The organism is Catellatospora sp. IY07-71, from assembly GCF_018326265.1.
Lineage (GTDB): Bacteria > Actinomycetota > Actinomycetes > Mycobacteriales > Micromonosporaceae > Catellatospora.
On the sequence record NZ_AP023360.1, the window covers coordinates 84,906 to 100,000 of the forward strand.

A 15,095-nucleotide genomic window follows, 5' to 3' on the forward strand; every position below is an offset into this window, starting at 1 on the left:
GATATCGAGAGGCACCTGACGTGTCAGACCCCGACGACAACCCCTATTCCGGCTCGACGCCCCCGCCCGCCGACGACAAGGGCAAGGACAAGGACAAGGACGGCGAGTACCAGCCGGCACACGGCGCGGACGACAAGGACAAGGACGACGACAAGGGCGGCCGCAAGCGCTGGCTGCTCCTGCTGCTGCTCCTGCTCCTGATCCTCCTGCTGCTGCTGTGCGGTGGGTTCGCCTACATGAAGTGGTGGCAGAAGAGCGAGCCGGACCCGGCCGCGTCGCCGTCCGTGGCGGCCACCGCCTCCGCTGCCGTCCCGGCCAGCCCGAGCGCCGCCACCGACCCGAGCGCCGCCGCGAGCCCGACGGCCGCGGCCAGCCCCAGTGCCGCCGCGTCGCCGACGGCCGCGCCGAGCCCCGAGCCGGCGCTGCTGACCGTGCCCAACGTGGTCGGCAAGAAGGCCGAGGACGCCGAGAAGATCCTGGCCGCCGCGGGCTTCACCAACGTGAGGTTCGTCGGCGACGACGGCAAGGAGCTGACGCTGCTGGTCAGCTGGAAGGTCGTCAAGCAGTCGGTGAAGGCGGGCAGCAAGGTCGCCGCCGACACCGAGATCGTGCTCACCAACGAGTCGGTCAGCAACGGCAAGGGCTGACCCTCCCGAAGGAAGGGCACCTTCTTCACCCCATGGGTGGTAGAAGGTGCCCTTCTTAACGCGTCCACGTCACGCGGACAGCGCCGCCTGCAGCTCGCGCGCCTCGGCGACCAGGCGGCTCGATCCGCCACGGGCCGCCAGGGCCGCCAGCTCGGGCGGCAGGCCCGTCGCGCCGGACGCGCGGGCGCACCGGGCCGCGACGGCCATCAGGTCGGCCGTGCCGGGACGGGCCTTGTCCAGGGCGGACAGCGGGACCAGAGCCGCGGCCGCGGTCTGCCACACCGCCGACACCGCACCGGCGGCGGCCGCGTCGTTGAGGGCGGACGCGACGCGGTTCACCTTCAGCACCCCGGCGGCGGCCAGCTCGCCCAGCTCCCGGCCCAGCACGGAGCCGTCCAGGTCGCCGGTCGCGGCCAGGCCGAGCAGGCCGTCCACCGCGCCGACGCGGTCCGCGGCGGAGCGGGCCGCCAGGCCGTACGCCAGCGCCAGGTGCACCGCCGGGCCGGCCGGGCCGCCGACCTCGGCGAGCTGCGCCAGCAGCACCCCGCCGCCCTCGTGGTCCAGGTCGGCGAGCGCGGCGAGCGACGGCAGCGCGGCGGCGGCGACCACCTCGCGGTGCGACGGCAGCGCGGCCGTCCACTGCTCGGGCGCCTCGATCGCGGCGGCCGCCCAGACCGGCCGGTTGCCCCGGGACACCGTCAGCAGCTCCCGCATCAGCGGGCTGACGTGCTCCGGCGGCTCCACCACGACGACCCGGCGCAGGGCCGGCTGGCGCTCCCACGAGTAGCGCGGGAGCTTGCCGTCCGGGGTCTGGTCCTGCCGCAGCGACACCGGGTCGGGCACCGGCCCGCTGATCCAGTGCGCGAAGGCGGCCCCGGCGGGCGAGCGCAGCCGCAGCGCCGCGGTGGCGACCGCCCGGTCCACCTCGCGCGGCAGGCGCAGCAGGGCCTGATCCAGGTCGGCGGCCCACGGCTGCCAGCCGTCGCGCTCGGCCTGCTCCAGCCGCCGTAGCAGCACCTCCGGCTCCAGAAGGCCGCTCGCGTGGGTGGGGGTGGCCATCAGCACCGGCGCCGGGCGGCGGCCCAGCTGCACCGACATCTCGGCCAGCCGCACCGCGAGCACCAGGTGCAGTCCGTTGCCGTGCACGCGGAGCTGGTGCAGCTGCCGCACCGGCACCGCGCCGCCGTCCCGGAACACGTCGGCCAGCTGCCGCCACCGGGCCGAGCGGCCGGGCGCGACGACGACCGTGAGCAGCAGCTCCCGCAGCTGCTCGGCCAGCCTGCCCCAGCCGGGGTGGTTGCCGTCGACCAGCGGGCGTACGGCACGGGCCAGCGCGTCCTGGTCGTGCACGCGCCAGTGCGCGATCCCGGCCAGCACCCGCTCCACGGTCGGCACCGACCAGTCGCCGGCCAGCATCGCCGACAGCTCCTCGGTCACCTGCGGCAGCCCGTCCAGTGCCGGGCCGAGCGGCGCGGGCACCGGCACCGGCAGCGCCACCGGCACGGGCACCGCCTCCGGCTCCGGCGGGGCGAGCAGCTCCCTGATCTCCGCGGCGTGCTCCGGGCGGCGGCGGGCGGCCCGGCGCAGCCACGCCGTCTGCGTCTTCACCAGGATCTTCTCGGGCCGGGCGAGCGCCGTCGCGGCGACGTCGCGCACGGTGTCCCAGTCCAGCAGCCCGGCCTCGTCGGCGTCGCGCAGCGCGCGCTGCGCCATGCCCGCCACGGTCGGGTTGCCGCCCTCCACCAGCCGTACGTAGTCCGCGGCGGCCGGCGCGACCTCCGCCGGGGCGGGCGCCAGCTCGTCGTGCATGCGCAGGTAGCCGCGCAGCTCACCGGGCCGCCCGCCGCGCAGCAGCCGGGCGCGGCACCCGTCGAGCAGCTGCACCCGCACCGCCGGGTCCGCCTCGCCCAACCGCATCAGCGCGGGCAGGAAGCCGCGCGCGCCGTACGTGTAGTCCAGCCGCGAGCCGAGCCGGTCGTGGGTGAACAGCAGCGGCAGCAGCAGCGCGGTGTACGGCCCGTCGCGCAGCTCCGCGTCGGGGTCGGCGGACTCGCGCACGCGGTCGATCCACCCGGCCACGAACTGCTCCGACGCCGGCGGCTCGCCCCCGCCCGCCACGGTCAGGGCGTACACCAGCGGCCAGTTGCCGCCCTCGGTGGGGAGCTTGGCGGCCAGCAGGTGCGCCAGCTCGCCGGTCCACGGCACGGCGCGCAGGCGCAGCGCCTCGACGACGGGCGCCGGGTCGCCCTGGGCGAAGGTCCAGGCCATGTCGCCCCGGTTGAGCGCCGTGGCGGCCTTCTTCGCGGTGGACGCGCACCCGGCGAGCGCCACGGCGTACGCCACGTTGCGGGCCTGCCACACCCGCCACTCCCGCCAGCTCGACCCGCGCCGCTGGTGGGCGACCACCTCGGCGAAGGCGGCCCGCCGCTGCTTCTCCTCGGCCGCGCGCACCCACGCCAGCACCTCCTGGGCCGACGCGGCGTCCAGCGCGCGCTCCAGCCGCTCGGGCAGTCCCGCCGCGGTCCGCACCGGGGCCGGCGCGGTCACGACGCCGCTCCGGTGAGGGTCACCGCGAGCTGGTGGCGGCAGGGGCCGCGATCGCCGCGGTGCTTGGCCCACCAGGGGCAGGTGCACCCGGCGGGCGCCCCCTCGGCCAGGCGCACCTGGTAGGTCGCGCCGGTGCCGCGTACCACCGCCACGTCCGCGGTGACGGTGACCGCGCCCGCCTCGACCAGGGCCCGCGCCCCGGCCAGGCGCGGGTTGAGCTTCTCCGCGGCGGCGGGGAACGGCATCACGCGGTGGAAGTACGTCGCCTCGGCCGCGTCGTAGCCGACCCGGCCGGCCGTGCCGAGCAGCGCCAGCCCTGAGCGGACCTGCTCGGGGACCAGGCCGGTGGCCACGGCCAGCGCGTCGGCGTCGAGGGTCGGCGCCTGCGCCAGGACCTCGCTGATCCGGTCGGCGGCGTCGGCGACGTCGTCGGCGGCCAGCGAGGCCAGCACCGCGCCCTCGCCGGAGAAGCCCCGGTACGGCTCGGGCGACAGGGTCAGCGACAGCCGCAGCGTCGGGGTGGCCAGCTCCCAGACCGAGGCGACCGGGCCGCTGCCGGGGCGCACGGCCGGGCCGTACACGGTCAGCGTGCCCGCGTGCCGCACCAGCGCGCGCAGCGCGCCGAGCCGGTCGGTGCCGGTGAGGCAGACCGCGCCGGGCACCGGGCGGGAGGTCAGCCGCAGGCCGCGCCCGGCGGGCACCACCCACAGCGTGCCGCGGTCCTTCGGCAGCCGGCGCAGGAAGTCCGCGGCCTGCGCGGCGTCGACCCGCAGCCGCGGCTCCATGCCCGCGGTGATCGCGTGCACCTGGGCGAAGCCGCGCAGCCAGCGGCCGGGCAGCGGCACCTTGCGCTCGACCACGGTGCCGTCCATCGTGGACACGGTGAGGTCCTGCGGGCCGACCGCCAGGTGCAGCGGGTCGAGCCCGCCGACCCGGGCCAGCGCGAGCTGCAGCGGCACGTTGACGTCCACATTGGTGGTGCCGTGCTCCGGCCGCTCACCGTCCAGACCGGACGGAAGCACGTCCATCCGCGCGTACACGCCGCAGCAGCCGCTGAACGACTCGAAGCGCAGCATGTCGTCGCTGCCGGTGACCACGGGGTCCAGGCTGGCCCAGTCGGTGCGCTGGTAGTAGCGCGCCCGGGCGACCTCGGCGACGGCCAGCAGGCCGAGCGCGACCGTCTGCGGCGTGGTCATGAAGCCGTCGAAGAACCGGGGATGCGTCCCGCACCCGCCGGACGTCTGCAGATCGAGGCCCCCCGCGGTGAGCGCGGAGGACCTCGCGTACGAATAGGTGGCTACCGACATGGCGGCCACCGTAGGAAGGGGCTACGACAGTTCCGGGAACCAGAGCTTGATCTCGCGCTCCGCCGACTCGGTCGAGTCGGAGGCGTGCACCAGGTTCTCCCGGTTGGACAGGGACAGGTCGCCGCGGATGGTGCCCGCGGCCGCGACCCGGCCGTCGGTCGCGCCGACCAGGGCGCGGATCACCGCGACGGCCTGGTCGCCGGAGACGATCGCGGCCACCAGCGGGCCCGAGGTCATGAAGTCCTTCAGCGGCGGGTAGAACGGCTTCTCGACGTGCTCGGCGTAGTGCGCGTCGGCGAGATCGGCGTCCATCGTGCGCAGCACGAGCGCGTCCAGGGCCAGCCCCTTGCGTTCGAAACGGCCGATGATCTCCCCGACCAGGCCGCGGCGCACCGCATCCGGCTTGATCAGCACGAGCGAACGTTCCGCCACGAACTTCCTCCTTGAAGGCGACACATGTCCTCACCTGCGGCGATGCGAGGTGGGTTCACCAGCCTACCCGGCGGCACTTTTCTCGATCGACGGACCCGCCTAAGGTCATGGATTGAAGACACAGCGTCGCGGGGATACGGCGCGCTGTGGTCGCACCAGCGCTCGGGGAGGACGCGTTGGCACGGTTGGGGCGTAAACCGGTCCGGCCCGGCCGGGTGACCACCGCCGTGTGCCTCGGCGCGCTGGGTCTGTTCGTCATCTCGATGGCCGCCGGGCTGGGCAGCTGGCCGCTGGGCGCGGTCGGCGCGGCCATGGTCGTGGTCGGCGTCGCCCTGCTCACCACCGCCTCGATGCTCGGCGCCGACAAGGCGTACGTGGCCGGCACGGTGCACGTGGTCAAGGTGTCCGAGCCGCCGCTGAGCGTCGAGTACGGCCGCTGCGAGATGCAGGTGCTGGTGGACGCGCCGGGACACCCCGGCCAGACCGTGGTCATGAACGACCCCCGGGTGCCGGTGCTGAAGTGGCCGGACGCCGGTGACACGCTGCCCGCCCTGGTCTCCGTCGCCGACGCGCGGCGCATCAGGATCCAGTGGGACCGGGTGGCCACCCACGGCGAGCGCTTCGAGCAGGCGTACGAGGACGACCTGTTCCACGACCCCGACGCGGACTACGACGACGACCCGCACTACGCGGACGGCCACGACGACCACGGCCTCGGGCACCCCGGCGACGACACCTACGCCGGCTACCGCGACGACGACCCGATCGACCTCGACGCGGTGCGCGTGGACGATCCGCTGCCCCGGCGGCCGAGCCCGAGCCCGCACCGGCGGCCCTCCCCCACGCCCCCGCGGGACGAGCCCGCGCAGGTCGCGGTGCTGGAGGGGGAGCTGTACAGCGCCGACATGCCGTCGCCGCGCACCCCGATGGACGCGGAGTCGCCCGACTTCGACTCGATCAACCTGATCGACTTCGCGGGCGTGCCGGAGCCGGCCGCGCCGCTGGTGTCGGACACGATCACCCGCCAGGTGCCGCTGCCCGACCCGGCGGCGGCCCCGCTGGCGGCCCCGGCGGCCGCGCCCGCGGCGGTGGCCGACCCGGTCGCGCCCGCCAACCGGCTCGACGACGTGCTGGTCGCCGCGCCCCCGGCCCGGCCCGCCGTGGCCGGCTCCATCCAGGGCGTCGGCATCACCCTGCTGGTCACCGACCTGGCCCGGTCCCGCGCCTTCTACCACGACCTGCTCGGCTTCTACGAGGTCGACGGCGGGCAGGGCAACGTCGTGCTCGCCTCCGGCGACACCCGGCTGGTGCTGCGTACGGCGCAGGAGCTGACCCCGGTCAACCGCCGCCACATCCACCTGAACCTGGAGGTCGGCGACGTCGACGCGGTCTACCAGGAGCTGAAGGTGCGCGGCGTGAAGTTCACCTACGCCCCGCGCGTGGTCAACCACGGCGAGCGCCTGGAGCTGTGGGCCGCCTCGTTCCGTGACCCCGACGGCCACGGCATCGCCATCATCGAGTGGAAGGCCCGGTGATCGTGCGGCGGGCGTAGAGGACGTACACCCAGACCAGCCCGAAGATCACGCCGACCACGGCGAACGCCCAGTGCACGAAGCCCAGCGCGATCAGCACGACCTGGAACACCGACACCGCCCACCAGCCCCACGGGTGGCGCAGCGTGGCCGACAGCGCGACGCAGACCACCACCGCGACCAGCGCCAGGGTCATCGCCAGCATGCTGCCGCCCGGCGGCCGCAGCACCCAGATCGGCAGCAGCGCCAGCAGCAGCACCAGCGCCTCCATCACCAGCGCGCCCGCGCCCAGCCCGCGCACCGCGCGGGTCGGGTTGCGCAGCCCGCTCGGCTTGCCGCCCAGGCTCAGGTGTACGTCGCGCTCCGGCGCCTCACCCGGGCCGTGGCCCGCCGGGCCCTCCGGCGCCGCGCCGGCCGCCGCCTCACTCGGGTTGCCGTTCCTGCTCACGCCCGCTCCTCGCTACACCCGGCCCCGCTCAGGGGCCTGACCTCGCCCGGGAGCTTGGCTCCGTCCGGGGGCTTGATCGCTGCTTCGTGTCAGAAAGTGAGGCTGGACCGCACTATTCGACACGAAACACCGATCTTGACGCGGCCGCGCCGTTTACCGCCTGCGGCGGGTCGGCGCGGGCCGCCGTCTATCTCAGATCCTCGCCGGGACGAGGTCATCGTTGCAGCATTTTGCGCGCGTCCGCCACCGTGACGACGGAGCCGGTGATCAGCACGCCGACGCCGCTGATGCCGGCGTCGACATCCTGCTCGGCCAGGGCCACCGCGGCCTCGATCGCGTCCGGCAGCTCGGTGTGCACGTGCACCCGGTCCTCGCCGAACACGTCCCGGGCCAGCTCGCCGAGCTGCTCGGCGGGCAGCGCCCGCGGCGAGGAGTTACGCGTGCAGACGATCTCGTCGGCCACCGGCTCCAGCTGCTCCAGCACCCCGGTCACGTCCTTGTCGCCCAGCACGCCGACCACCGCGACCAGCCGCCGGAACGCGAACTCCTCGGTCAGCGCCTGCACCGTGGCGGCCATGCCGTGCGGGTTGTGCGCCGCGTCGACCAGCACGGTCGGCGCGCTGCGCACCCGCTCCAGCCGGCCCGGCGAGCTCGCCGTGGCGAAGCCCTCCCGCACCAGGTCCACCTCCAGCTGCCGGTGCTTGCCCGCGCCGAGGAACGCCTCCACCGCGGCCAGCGCCACCGCCGCGTTCTGCGCCTGGTGCGCGCCGTGCAGCGGGAGGAAGATCTCGTCGTACACCCCGCCCAGGCCCTGCAGCGTCAGCACCTGCCCGCCGAGGGCAAGGTTGCGCTCGACCACGCCGAACTCGCTGCCCTCGCGGGCGATGGTCGCACCGACCTCGGCGCAGCGCTCCAGGATCGGCTCCATCGCCTCCTCCGGCTGCGCGGCGCAGATGAGCGTGGCGCCCTCGTGCACGATGCCGGACTTGGCCAGCGCGATGTCCTCGATCGTGTCGCCGAGCCACTCGGTGTGGTCCAGCCCGATCGGGGTGATCACCGCGACGCCCGCCTGGAGCACGTTGGTGGCGTCCTCCGCGCCGCCCAGGCCCACCTCGACCACGGCCACGTCCACCGGCGCGTCCGCGAACGTCGCGAACGCCAGCGCCGTGGTCATGTCGAAGTAGGTCAGCGGCTCGTCGTTGCGCGCGTCCAGCAGCTCCGCGACCGGCCCCACCTCTCGGTACACCGCGGCGAACCGCTCCTCGTCGACCGGCTGCCCGTCCAGGCTGATCCGCTCGCGCACCGTCTCCAGGTGCGGGCTGGTGTAGCGGCCGGTGTGCAGGCCGTGCGCGCGCAGCAGGCTGTCGATCATCCGGGCCGTCGAGGTCTTGCCGTTGGTGCCGGTCAGGTGGATCGACGGGTACGCCCGCTGCGGGCTGCCCAGCACGTCGAGCAGCTCCTCGATGCGCCCCAGGTCGAACACCATCCGGGTGAAGCCGCGCCGGTCCAGCGCGGCCTCCGCCTCGGCGTACGTAACATCCTGCCCGTCTTGGCCGGAAAGGCTCACGAATGTCACCCTAGCTGCGCGAGCGCCGCGTCGATGCGGGTCAGGTCGGCCTCGGCCGTGGCCAGCCGCTCGCGCAGCTTGCCCACCACCTGCTCGGGCGCCTTGGCCAGGAAGCCCTCGTTGCCCAGCTTCGCCGTGGCCTGCGCGATCTCCTTCTCCGCGGCGGCCCGGTCCTTGGTCAGGCGGGCCCGCTCGGCGGCCACGTCGATGCTGCCCCGGGTGTCCAGGGAGACCGTCACGCCGCCGGCGACCGCGATGGTCCCCGTCGCACTGAAACCGTCCCCGGGCGCGTCCAGGCGCGCCAGGAAGCGCATCAGCGGCTCGTGCGCGGCGATGCCCGCACCGGCCAGCCCGTCCAGCGCCGCGGCCACCCGCTGCCCCGGCTTGAGGCCCTGGTCGGCGCGGAACCGGCGCACCTCGGTGACGACCCGCTGCAGCGTCTCCAGCTCCGTCTCGGCCCCATCGTCGATCAGCGCCGGGTCCGCGACCGGCCAGGCGGCGACCGTCACCGACGTGTCACCCTCGGCCTTCGTCAGCGCGCACCACAGCTCGTCGGTGACGAACGGGATGACCGGGTGCAGCAGGCGCAGCAGCTGGTCCAGCACGTGCCCGAGCACCCGGCGGGTGCGGTCCGCGGCGGCCGCGTCGGTGCCGGTCAGCACCGGCTTGGCCAGCTCCACGTACCAGTCGCAGACGTCGTCCCAGGCGAAGTGGAACAGGCTGTCGCAGACCTTCGCGAACTCGTACGCCTCGAAGTGCTCGTCGACCTCGGCGATGGTGTGCTGCAGGCGGGACAGGATCCAGCGGTCGATCGACGACAGCTCCGCCGGCAGCTCGCCGTCGGTGTGCGCGCCGTTGATCAGGGCGAACCGGGTCGCGTTCCAGAGCTTGTTGCAGAAGTTGCGCGAGCCCTGGCACCACTCCTCGCTGACCGGCACGTCCGAACCCGGGTTCGCGCCGCGGGCCAGGGTGAACCGGGTCGCGTCGGCGCCGAAGCGGTCGATCCAGTCCAGCGGGTCGACCACGTTGCCGAACGACTTGCTCATCTTCTTGCCGTACTGGTCGCGCACCATGCCGTGCAGCGCCACGACGTCGAAGGGCTGCCTGCCGTCCATCGCGTACAGGCCGAACATCATCATCCGGGCGACCCAGAAGAACAGGATGTCGTAGCCGGTCACCAGCACGCTGGTCGGGTAGAACTTCGACAGGTCGGCGGTCTGCTCCGGCCAGCCCAGCGTCGAGAACGGCCACAGCGCCGACGAGAACCACGTGTCCAGCACGTCCTCGTCCTGGCGCCAGCCCTCGCCGGTCGGGATCTCGTCGTCGGGGCCGACGCAGACGACCTCGCCGTCCGGGCCGTACCAGACCGGGATCCGGTGCCCCCACCACAGCTGGCGCGAGATGCACCAGTCGTGCATGTTGTCCACCCAGGCGAAGTAACGCTTGGACAGCTCGGCCGGCTCGATCCGGGTGCGCCCGTCGCGCACCGCGTCCCCGGCGGCCTTGGCCAGCGGGCCGGTGTTGACGAACCACTGCAGCGACAGCCGCGGCTCCACCGTCGTCTTGCAGCGCGAGCAGTGCCCCACCGCGTGCACGTACGGCCGCTTCTCCGCCACGATCAGCCCGAGCTCGCGCAGCGCGGCGACCACGGCGGGACGCGCCTCGTAGCGGTCCAGGCCCTGGAACGGCCCGTGCACCGTGATGATCGCGCGCTCGTCCATCATCGTGATGGACGGCAGGCTGTGCCGCTGGCCGATCTCGAAGTCGTTCGGGTCGTGCGCCGGGGTCACCTTCACGCAGCCGGTGCCGAACGCCGGGTCCACGTGCGCGTCGCCCACGATCGGGATGCGCCGGCCGGTCAGCGGCAGCTCCACCTCGGTGCCGATGAGGTGCCTGTACCGCTCGTCGTCCGGGTGCACCGCCACCGCGGTGTCGCCCAGCATCGTCTCCGCGCGGGTGGTGGCGACCACGATCTCGTCGGAGTAGCGGATCGAGACCAGCTCGCCCTCGTCGTCGGTGTGCTCGACCTCGATGTCGCTCAGCGCGGTCAGGCAGCGCGGGCACCAGTTGATGATGCGCTCGGCGCGGTAGATCAGGTCGTCGTCGTACAGCTTCTTGAAGATGGTCTGCACGGCCCGGGACAGGCCCTCGTCCATCGTGAAACGCTCACGCGACCAGTCCACCGAGTCGCCCAGGCGCTTCATCTGCCCCAGGATCGCCCCGCCCGACTCCGCCTTCCACTGCCAGACCCGGTCCACGAACTGCTCGCGGCCCAGGTCGTGACGCGACAGACCCTCGGCGGCGAGCTTGCGCTCCACCACGTTCTGCGTCGCGATGCCGGCGTGGTCCATGCCCGGCAGCCACAGCGCCTCGAAGCCCTGCATCCGCTTACGCCGGATCAGCGAGTCCTGAATGGTGTGGTCCAGCGCGTGGCCCACGTGCAGCGAACCCGTCACGTTCGGCGGCGGGATCACGATGGCGAACGGCGGCTTGTCGCTCTTCGCGTCGGCGTTGAAGTGACCGGCGGATACCCACTGCGCATACCGCCGCTGCTCTACCTCGCCCGGCGTGTATGCGGCGGCGAGTTCGGCGGACTGCGTGGCGCGCGCTTCGCGCGGCGGCTGGCTCAGATCGGTCACCCGCCAAGTCTACGAAGCGCCGACGGATCCCCCGCTGGCAGGCCGCCGCTTGCTAGGCTCCGCGAGTCGGCGGAAGGGTTGTGGTCACATGGCAGAGCAGGACGAGGCGGTACGCCCCGAGGCAGGCGCGGCGGAGGACATCCCGCAGTACGCGCGCCCCGCGGTGCGGCTCATCCCCGCGGCGGAGCCGGCCTTCGAAGACGACGAGGACGAAGCCGCCACACAGGCCAAGCGCCGCCGCATCATGCTCACCGTGATGGCCGTGCTCGGCGCGGGCGCGATCGCCGCCGCGTTCACCCTCGGCCCGACCCTGTGGCGTATCAGCCAGCAGACCGACGCCGTGCTCACCATGCCCGACAAGATCGACACGTACGTGCGCGACGACAGCCCCGCGGCCAAGGACACCGCCGGCTACCTGCTCACCGCGCTCGCCGCCGACATCGAACTCGACACCACGGCCTCGGCCATCTACACCGACCCCGTGCAGGGCACCCCGAAGAGCATCATGCTGTTCGGCGGCACCACCACCATGTTCAGCCCCGAACGGGACCTGGAGACGGTGCTGCGCCTCATGGACGACGAGACCGGCAGCGTCACCGGCCTGAAGGACTACGAGCCCGGCGACCTGGGCGGCGTACTCAAGTGCGGCGCCTCCGACGGCCCCGATGGCGCACTCGCCGTATGCGGCTGGGCCGACCACGGCAGCATCGCCCTGGCCCTCTTCCCCGGCCGCACCCCCGCCGAAGCCGCCCCCCTCATGACCACCCTCCGCACCGCCACCCTAACCCGCCCCTGACCCGCCCCCTCCCCCACCGCGTTGATCATGAACTTATGGGCGTGTTCGACGGCGTGTCGCGTCCACAGCACCGTGATCGACTCACGCTGACCGCCGCCCGAGCTGCTTGATCGCGTTCTCGTGTCGAAACCTGGGCTCTGACCCCGGCTTTGGACACGAGACGGCGATCATGGCCGGACGCGCTTGGGCCTGGCCGGTCGCCGGTAGGGGGTTAGCCGAGTGCAGCGGATTGGTGATCCGATCTCGTGTCGAGATGTGCGGGTCTGGCGCAGGGTTCGACATGAGATCGCGGTCTTCGCCAAGCAGCTTGCATCCCGGGCACGGTGCAGGGTGGGAGTGGTCGCCGGCCGCAGGCGTGGAGGCGATTGCGGGGCTTGTGCGGGTGGTGATCGCGGTTTCGTGTCCGAACCTGTGCTCTGACCGCAGGTTGTGACACGAGACGGCGATCATCGCGCGGTCGCCGGCCGATCCGGGCGGGCCGTGCGGGGGCGGGGTCAAGAAGGTGCCCGTCTACCACGGATGGCGTTGAGAAGGTGCCCTTCCTTCGCCCATAGCCGGTGGCGAAAGAAGCCGGAAACGCGTTCAGGCCCACCCCGGCAGGGGTGGGCCTGAAACAGCGATGTTTGTCCGGCGGTGTCCTACTCTCCCACAACGTCCCCGTTGCAGTACCATCGGCGCTGGAGGGCTTAGCTTCCGGGTTCGGAATGTTACCGGGCGTTTCCCCTCCGCCATGACCGCCGTAACTCTATCAACATGTCAACCCGCGCCGATACGGCGTGCGTGGTTGCGTGTCGTGATGTGCATGGTGGACGCGAGACATCTTGCAGGACTCTCATATGTTGTCAGGTAAGTCCTCGGCCTATTAGTACCAGTCGACTGAACACATTACTGTGCTTACATCTCTGGCCTATCAACCCGGTGGTCTAGCCGGGGGCCTTACCTGGTTTCCCAGTGGGAGACCTCATCTTGAAGCGAGCTTCCCGCTTAGATGCTTTCAGCGGTTATCCCTTCCGAACGTAGCCAACCAGCCATGCACCTGGCGGTACAACTGGCACACCAGAGGTTCGTCCGTCCCGGTCCTCTCGTACTAGGGACAGCCCTTCTCAAGTCTCCTGCGCGCACGGCGGATAGGGACCGAACTGTCTCACGACGTTCTAAACCCAGCTCGCGTACCGCTTTAATGGGCGAACAGCCCAACCCTTGGGACCTACTCCAGCCCCAGGATGCGACGAGCCGACATCGAGGTGCCAAACCATCCCGTCGATATGGACTCTTGGGGAAGATCAGCCTGTTATCCCCGGGGTACCTTTTATCCGTTGAGCGACACCGCTTCCACATGCCAGTGCCGGATCACTAGTCCCGACTTTCGTCCCTGCTCGACCTGTCAGTCTCACAGTCAAGCTCCCTTGTGCACTTACACTCAACACCTGATTGCCAACCAGGCTGAGGGAACCTTTGGGCGCCTCCGTTACCCTTTAGGAGGCAACCGCCCCAGTTAAACTACCCACCAGACACTGTCCCTGAACCGGATCACGGTCCGAGGTTAGATACCCAGATCAACCAGAGTGGTATTTCAACGTTGACTCCACCCTAACTGGCGTTAGGGGCTCATAGTCTCCCACCTATCCTACACAAGCTGAACCGGATACCAATGTCAAGCTATAGTGAAGGTCCCGGGGTCTTTCCGTCCTGCCGCGCGTAACGAGCATCTTTACTCGTACTGCAATTTCGCCGGGCCTGTGGTTGAGACAGTGGGGAAGTCGTTACGCCATTCGTGCAGGTCGGAACTTACCCGACAAGGAATTTCGCTACCTTAGGATGGTTATAGTTACCACCGCCGTTTACTGGCGCTTAAGTTCTCCGCTTCACCCTTACGGGCTGACAGGTCCCCTTAACGTTCCAGCACCGGGCAGGCGTCAGTCCATATACAGCGTCTTACGACTTCGCATGGACCTGTGTTTTTAGTAAACAGTCGCTTCCCCCTGCTCTCTGCGACCCCACCCAGCTCCAGCCGCGAAGGCCTTCACCAGACGAGGCCCCCTTCTCCCTAAGTTACGGGGGCAATTTGCCGAGTTCCTTAACCACAGTTCGCCCGATCGCCTCGGTATTCTCTACCTGACCACCTGTGTCGGTTTCGGGTACGGGCCGCGCACAGCTCGCTAGAGGCTTTTCTCGGCAGCATAGGATCATCGACTTCACCTGATACGGCTCGGCATCACGTCTCAGCCTTGATGCGGCGCGGATTTGCCTACGCCACGGCCTACACGCTTACCCCAGGACAACCACCGCCTGGGCTCGACTACCTTCCTGCGTCACCCCATCGCTCAACTACTACCAGCCAAGATCCCAACACTCGCACCGCCGGCCCGAAGGCCCTTGGTGTCCGTGGAGGTTAGTACAGCCAGGTTCATCGCGGGCGCTGCTTTGCGGGTACGGGAATATCAACCCGTTGTCCATCGACTACGCCTCTCGGCCTCGCCTTAGGTCCCGACTCACCCAGAGCAGATTAGCTTGACTCTGGAACCCTTGGTCATCCGGCGGCAGGGTTTCTCACCCTGCATTCGCTACTCATGCCTGCATTCTCACTCGTGTGGCGTCCACGGCTAGATCACTCTGCCGCTTCACCCGCCACACGACGCTCCCCTACCCACCCACACACCTGGACCGGTTTGACCCGGCCTGGTCATCGTGTGAGTGCCACAGCTTCGGCGGTGTGCTTGAGCCCCGCTACATTGTCGGCGCGGAACCACTTGACCAGTGAGCTATTACGCACTCTTTCAAGGGTGGCTGCTTCTAAGCCAACCTCCTGGTTGTCTATGCGATCCCACATCCTTTTCCACTTAGCACACGCTTAGGGGCCTTAGCTGGTGATCTGGGCTGTTTCCCTCTCGACTACGAAGCTTATCCCCCGCAGTCTCACTGCCACGCTCTCACTTACCGGCATTCGGAGTTTAGCTGACTTCGGTAAGCTTGTGGGCCCCCTAGGCCATCCAGTAGCTCTACCTCCGGCAAGAAACACGTGACGCTGCACCTAAATGCATTTCGGGGAGAACCAGCTATCACGGAGTTTGATTGGCCTTTCACCCCTAACCACAGGTCATCCCCCAACTTTTCAACGTTGGTGGGTTCGGCCCTCCACGACGTCTTACCGTCGCTTCAGCCTGCCCATGGCTAGATCAC

At 70.8% G+C, this 15,095-nt stretch carries 9 protein-coding genes and 2 rRNA genes (1 of these 11 only partly in view); 3 read left to right on the top strand and 8 right to left on the bottom strand.

Annotation, left to right across the window (positions count from 1 at the left end; translation table 11 throughout):
- Positions 1–20: 20 nt before the first annotated feature.
- Positions 21–647, top strand: a complete 627-nt coding sequence (locus CS0771_RS00415) for a PASTA domain-containing protein (protein WP_212839284.1) — start codon at positions 21–23, stop codon at positions 645–647.
- A 69-nt stretch (positions 648–716) separates the two neighbouring features.
- Here the strand turns inward: CS0771_RS00415 and CS0771_RS00420 are convergent, their stop codons facing one another.
- The 3 genes from CS0771_RS00420 to ndk are packed head-to-tail and all read right to left on the bottom strand — an operon-like array spanning position 717 to position 4,933.
- Entirely contained in the window at positions 717–3,194 is a 2,478-nt protein-coding gene (locus CS0771_RS00420; RefSeq protein WP_212839285.1) for a hypothetical protein, read from the bottom strand.
- Positions 3,191–4,501: an SWIM zinc finger family protein gene (locus CS0771_RS00425; protein ID WP_212839286.1), complete on the bottom strand. Its 1,311-nt coding sequence runs from the start codon at positions 4,499–4,501 to the stop codon at positions 3,191–3,193. Before CS0771_RS00425 ends, CS0771_RS00420 begins: the two co-directional genes overlap by 4 nt.
- Before the next feature lie 21 nt (positions 4,502–4,522).
- Positions 4,523–4,933: a nucleoside-diphosphate kinase gene (gene ndk, locus CS0771_RS00430; protein ID WP_212839287.1), complete on the bottom strand. Its 411-nt coding sequence runs from the start codon at positions 4,931–4,933 to the stop codon at positions 4,523–4,525.
- 176 nt (positions 4,934–5,109) lie between these two features.
- Here ndk and CS0771_RS00435 point away from each other — a divergent pair, with 176 nt between their 5' ends.
- Positions 5,110–6,468: a VOC family protein gene (locus CS0771_RS00435; RefSeq protein WP_212839288.1), complete on the top strand. Its 1,359-nt coding sequence runs from the start codon at positions 5,110–5,112 to the stop codon at positions 6,466–6,468.
- Here CS0771_RS00435 and CS0771_RS00440 read toward each other — a convergent pair.
- The 3 genes from CS0771_RS00440 to CS0771_RS00450 all read right to left on the bottom strand — a co-directional run bounded on the left by CS0771_RS00440 (position 6,446) and on the right by CS0771_RS00450 (position 11,110).
- Complete coding sequence (locus CS0771_RS00440) at positions 6,446–6,913, bottom strand: DUF4233 domain-containing protein (protein ID WP_244870515.1); 468 nt, start codon at positions 6,911–6,913, stop codon at positions 6,446–6,448. The two genes, CS0771_RS00435 and CS0771_RS00440, sit on opposite strands and share 23 nt — an antisense overlap.
- 214 nt (positions 6,914–7,127) lie before the next feature.
- A complete protein-coding gene (locus CS0771_RS00445; RefSeq protein ID WP_212845523.1) occupies positions 7,128–8,399 on the bottom strand; it encodes a folylpolyglutamate synthase/dihydrofolate synthase family protein in 1,272 nt (423 codons plus the stop codon).
- 86 nt (positions 8,400–8,485) lie between these two features.
- The gene (locus tag CS0771_RS00450; protein ID WP_212845524.1) at positions 8,486–11,110 is read right to left on the bottom strand and encodes a valine--tRNA ligase; all 2,625 of its coding nucleotides are present in this window, start codon (positions 11,108–11,110) and stop codon (positions 8,486–8,488) included.
- A 97-nt stretch (positions 11,111–11,207) separates the two neighbouring features.
- On the opposite strand from CS0771_RS00450, the gene CS0771_RS00455 reads away from it, so the two are divergent.
- The gene (locus tag CS0771_RS00455) at positions 11,208–11,915 is read left to right on the top strand and encodes a hypothetical protein (RefSeq protein ID WP_212839289.1); all 708 of its coding nucleotides are present in this window, start codon (positions 11,208–11,210) and stop codon (positions 11,913–11,915) included.
- 625 nt (positions 11,916–12,540) lie between these two features.
- Here CS0771_RS00455 and rrf read toward each other — a convergent pair.
- Positions 12,541–12,657, bottom strand: a 5S ribosomal RNA gene (gene rrf / locus CS0771_RS00460).
- Between the two features lie 100 nt (positions 12,658–12,757).
- Positions 12,758–15,095 (bottom strand): 23S ribosomal RNA (locus CS0771_RS00465) (it continues 774 nt past the right edge of the window).

What these genes read in the sequence shown, in the direction of transcription:
- CS0771_RS00445 (WP_212845523.1), bottom strand. Translation starts at nt 8,399, where the DNA reads ATGGTGTTCGACCTGGGGCGCATCGAGGAGCTGCTCGACGTGCTGGGC.
- CS0771_RS00455 (WP_212839289.1), top strand. Translation starts at nt 11,208, where the DNA reads ATGGCAGAGCAGGACGAGGCGGTACGCCCCGAGGCAGGCGCGGCGGAG.
- CS0771_RS00425 (WP_212839286.1), bottom strand. Translation starts at nt 4,501, where the DNA reads ATGTCGGTAGCCACCTATTCGTACGCGAGGTCCTCCGCGCTCACCGCG.